Raw genomic sequence first — 637 nt, forward strand, 5'->3', positions numbered from 1 at the left:
GTCGCTGACCGTCAGCTTGCCGGAGGCACTCGGATCGCCGCTGCCGGCTGCCCCCGCCTCGACCGTCGCCCGGTCGTCGGTCACCGTCGCATCGACGACGATCGCAGCCGCATCGTTGGCGCCGGTGATGGCGACGACGATATTGTGGCTGGCGGTGCCGTCGAGCGAGCTGACGCTCAGCGTATCGCTGACCGCGTCGCCCTGGTTGAGCGCCTGCGTTGCCGCCCGGCTGTTGTCGAGCGTATAGGTCCAGCTGCCGGTGGCGGCATTGAAGCTGAAGCTGCCATAGATGCCGTTGAGTGAGGCCGGGGCGGCAAACACCGCCTCGCCGTCGTCGACGTCGCTGACCGTCAGCTTGCCGGAGGCACTCGGATCGCCGCTGCCGGCTGCCCCCGCCTCGACCGTCGCCCGGTCGTCGGTCACCGTCGCATCGACGACGATCGCAGCCGCATCGTTGGCGCCGGTGATGGCGACGACGATATTGTGGCTGGCGGTGCCGTCGAGCGAGCTGACGCTCAGCGTATCGCTGACCGCGTCGCCCTGGTTGAGCGCCTGCGTTGCCGCCCGGCTGTTGTCGAGCGTATAGGTCCAGCTGCCGGTGGCGGCATTGAAGCTGAAGCTGCCATAGATGCCGTTG

At 68.4% G+C, this 637-nt stretch carries 1 protein-coding gene; it reads right to left on the reverse strand.

Annotation, left to right across the window (positions count from 1 at the left end; translation table 11 throughout):
* On the reverse strand, nt 1-637 hold a 637-nt coding region (locus B5E41_RS31000), incomplete at both ends, for a VCBS domain-containing protein (protein WP_210191839.1).

The sequence above is a fragment of the Rhizobium esperanzae genome (genome assembly GCF_002204185.1).
GTDB lineage: Bacteria > Pseudomonadota > Alphaproteobacteria > Rhizobiales > Rhizobiaceae > Rhizobium > Rhizobium esperanzae.